3 protein-coding genes and 2 pseudogenes are annotated in these 3,901 nt (G+C 36.8%); all 5 read right to left on the reverse strand.

Features of this window, described 5'->3' with window-relative positions; all coding sequences use genetic code 11:
- Positions 1 to 280: 280 nt before the first annotated feature.
- Positions 281 to 1,135, reverse strand: coding sequence for an ADP-ribosylglycohydrolase family protein (locus E7C97_RS09135; RefSeq protein ID WP_316109010.1), 855 nt, complete (start codon positions 1,133 to 1,135; stop codon positions 281 to 283).
- A 157-nt stretch (positions 1,136 to 1,292) separates the two neighbouring features.
- Positions 1,293 to 1,763 carry a hypothetical protein gene (locus tag E7C97_RS09140; protein WP_316109011.1) on the reverse strand — a complete coding sequence of 157 codons (471 nt, stop codon included), beginning with the start codon at positions 1,761 to 1,763 and terminating at the stop codon, positions 1,293 to 1,295.
- Positions 1,764 to 1,988: 225 nt separating this feature from the next.
- Entirely contained in the window at positions 1,989 to 2,531 is a 543-nt protein-coding gene (locus E7C97_RS09145) for a GNAT family N-acetyltransferase (protein ID WP_316109013.1), read from the reverse strand.
- 229 nt (positions 2,532 to 2,760) lie between these two features.
- Positions 2,761 to 3,602 (reverse strand): annotated as a pseudogene (locus tag E7C97_RS09150) (GyrI-like domain-containing protein).
- 142 nt (positions 3,603 to 3,744) lie between these two features.
- Positions 3,745 to 3,901 (reverse strand): annotated as a pseudogene (locus E7C97_RS09155) (competence protein TfoX); the annotation flags it as partial.

A 3,901-nucleotide genomic window follows, 5' to 3' on the forward strand; every position in this document is an offset into this window, starting at 1 on the left:
ACGAATTTTCATCGCTCTGAATATAAAAATGGAGAGGACAACGATTGTCCTCTCCAGATGTTAGCTTTTATTCAACCCACTACAGTTGACAAAGAGCCAGAAAAAGCGACGAGATTGTTTCTTATCTCGTCGCTTTGCTATTTTTCAGTGGTCAAGCTCATGTCTTTGTTAAGTTTGTTTCCAACTTTTCTTCTCGTAAGACGATAACTCTTTACCCGAGGATTTGCTCAACTTCCTTAACCTTATCTTTCATAGTTTGATATTGACTGGCTAGTCTCCATTATGATATTGAAACTTCTTTCTCCCACCGTCTAAGCACATCTTTTAAAGGCTCATCTAGATATGTATAGACCTTTTCCTTAATCCAATCAGGAATTCCATAAGCTGCCTCTGCTATACTTCCTGTGATGGCAGCAAGAGTATCACTATCCCCACCAAGGGAAATCGCATTTCGAATCGCATCTTCAAAATCTGTACTTTCTAGAAAGGCAATGATTGCCTGAGGAACTGTATCCTGACACGTTTCATTGAAACGATACGTAGGACGAATTTCATCTAGTGATTGAGAAAGGTTATACCCATACTCTTGCTCTATGTGTTCCTTGATGCGTCTCTTGCACTCTATAGGGTTATCATTGATTGGTTGTTCATAATCCCCACAGTAACCTCCAAAGTAAAATCGACACATAAAGATAGCATCAGCGGTCGCCATAGCTCCCTTGACACCCTCTGGATGGTTATGAGTCACCTCTGCAGAAAGTCGTGCGAGAAATCTTCTAGAAGGCCAGGCTCCTGTTCTGGCACAGAAACTACAATCCATGACCCAAGCACAGGGAGAAACACGCATGGCAGAACCATTTCCAAAACTATTATATGGTTCTCGATCGTTACCCTCAACCCAATTACTAAATCTTGCACCGTAACCTGCATCAGGATACATCCTACCATATTTCTTCATGGCGTCAATAAAGTTATCCTTCTGACCGCCATTCATAATGGCTTCTGCAACAGCACAGGTCATAACCGTATCATCAGTGAAAAAACAATCATCACGAAATAATGGAAAATCTTTCGTTTTAATATTGTCCCATTCGTAAACAGAACCAACAATATCTCCAACTATTGCTCCTAGCATAAGATTCCTCCTTATAAGATTTCGGGAATTTGACCATCAACTATAGTTTTAAAATCATCTATTATCGAAGTTCATACATTTTATAGGTATCCATCTAATCAAATTATAATTCAATAACTTTTTTGATTCCACTATGTACTACATCTTCCTATTATACCTAAAACGGAAGCACACCAGCCATCAGACCTTGAGCAATATAACATCTATTATTTTGAAAGTCTGAAAAATAGGTATCACTTATAAAACTGTATAAGCTATCAACGGGATTATTGTACCAATCCTTGTAAACATAGTTCATATTATATATCAATAAAGCTTGTCCATCTTGACTATAGCCCTTAAAAGTTATTGAAAATGTATCTCTATAACCAATAACTATATCATTCTTATTTGAATTGTTCCCCTTTCTATATTTCTCAAAATCAATAAGTCGCGTATATTTCATGAGTTTAGATAAAGCTTTTTCGGATAGTTTCTGACTATGTTCAAAAACGATCATTCCAGTATTCCCACACTCTTGGTAGGACAGTTCATAATTCATCAGATTGCACTCAAAATAACCAATAATTTCGCAACCACAATAAATAATAAATTCAATTTTTGAAAAATATTCCTTATTCCATATCATCTTTTTTCCACCCTAGGTAGCTATATTAGATAATTTGTTTTAAACTCACAAATCAACTTAGTAAGTAATGAATTTGTCTTCTAGATATATTACTAGATATTTCCTACTTTAAAAGCCTTGCCTTCACGCATTTCATTATCCCTTTCTTTCTCTTTTAAGAGCAGAGAAACACACTTAGCGGTTCGGACTTATAAGATTCCCTCTCCACTCTACGACAGCTATTCCCTACTTAAATAAAATCCACTCTGCCTTTGAGAAACAGGTTATATGTTCTGTACGAAGAACACCTTCCAATGCGCATGGAACCTTCTCTTTTGTATGATGATAACGGAAGCCACATTTCTCCTGAACCTTCTGTGACTTTGTATTGCCGTCAAAATAACCGCACCACAATTTCTCCAGATTCAAGTCATCAAATCCAAGTCTCATTATCTCACGAACTGCTTCTGGTATAAGCCCCTGACCCCAATACGGAACTCCTATCCAGTAACCAATCTCCGCCTCAGTATCAGGAATAGCTTTATCACTTTCAGAGCCGATCATCAATCCTATGCTACCCACTGGCTGCATGGTTTCTTTTAAAACGATGGCGTATATTTCAGGTGCTGAAAAATAATTTTTTATAATCTCCCTACTGTTTTCAACACTGGTATGTACAGGCCAACCTGCAATCGGACCAACCTCTGGATTACTGGCATATTGAAATAAATCATTGGCATCTCTTTCTTCCCATGGGCGAAGAATCAATCTCTCCGTTTCTAAAGTCATTTTTCTCTCCTTAAATTCCAACTGCTTATAAAATTGTTTCAGATGAAAGTTTTTACGATTTCACCAACAATCCTACACATTCGACATGGAACGAGTGAACACCAAGTATGTCAAGTAGTTGAGTTGTATGCGGAAACATATCCACTAAACTATTTAACGATAGCTTGAGGTTATCGTTAAAAGGTATTACCTCGACAAACTGGAATTTTCCAGCTCAACAAGCTGGTTTTTAAGCTTTAGTTATTGGAATCCAAAGTTCCATTTTGTAGTCTTTGCTGTGCATATCACCTTCATAGTAATATTCAAAGTCAGATTTTCCTGAATGAATATAGCCATGCTCAGGGAAGAATACTTCCATTGCATATTTCCACCCGTTATGAATGCACTCCGGAACACTTCCTACTAATTTTACAACTGCATATTCTGCTTCTTCCACTTCCAAAACATCTAAGCCCATACTTGTGGCTTTGTCTACATCATTAACGATATAACCAGCCATATAATTTATTGTGCTTGGATTTTCCACATCATGGCAAACGCCCATACTTTGACCGCTTCCTAAACTTGCAAGTTCATCGTGTCTATATTTTTCATATAGCTTATCCCAAATACTCGGACATAATGATGAATTGATGTTTTGTTCATTGATTCCTGCAACTGTAAATGCTTTTTTCTTTTGAATTGTAATATTCATGCTTCTTCCTCCTCTTACACTTAGTGCTAATTGCACCCGTGAAACTAATTAAATGGTTTCCCGTTTCTCACCTCTGAAGGAGTAAATCCATGAAAATTCTTAAAAGCAGTTCCAAATGAATCCGATGACTCGTATCCGAATTTGAAAGCAACATCAATAATTTTTTCATCCGTATTTCTTAATATAACGGCTGCTTCCGTCAATCTTCTGCTTCTTATATATTCTGATAGCGTTGTTTCGGTTAGAATAGAGAACAAGCGGCTGAACATAGAATAAGAGTATCCGGATAACTGAGTTACTTTCTTTTCGTCAATTTCATCATCAAGAACTGTTTCAAGATAATCAATCGTATTGTTAAACGACTTAATAATATTCATTTTGATTCCCCCTTTCTTTTGGTTTATTTTAGTATAGAGGAAGATTTCTTTTCTTACCCTACAGTATCCGTACAAATTTTATAGGCTTCATCTCATAGAAACTTATACCTTGCTAAGTTCAACAAACTGAAGCTTGTTTGTCTCATTTGGCTTTCTTGGGTTTCTTTTCTGGCAGTTCCGCATACATACCTTTCAGTAGTTCAGTAATCAAATCCATATCCTCAAATCTGTCGAATGCATACATCAATGTCTTTGAACCCTCATACGGATAACGCAATTCTGAGTCTGCAAGAAGTTTG

The sequence above is a fragment of the Streptococcus sp. genome (assembly GCF_032481935.1).
Lineage (GTDB): Bacteria > Bacillota > Bacilli > Lactobacillales > Streptococcaceae > Streptococcus.

What these genes read in the sequence shown, in the direction of transcription:
- E7C97_RS09135 (WP_316109010.1), bottom strand. Translation starts at nt 1,135, where the DNA reads ATGCTAGGAGCAATAGTTGGAGATATTGTTGGTTCTGTTTACGAATGG.
- E7C97_RS09140 (WP_316109011.1), bottom strand. Translation starts at nt 1,763, where the DNA reads ATGATATGGAATAAGGAATATTTTTCAAAAATTGAATTTATTATTTAT.
- E7C97_RS09145 (WP_316109013.1), bottom strand. Translation starts at nt 2,531, where the DNA reads ATGACTTTAGAAACGGAGAGATTGATTCTTCGCCCATGGGAAGAAAGA.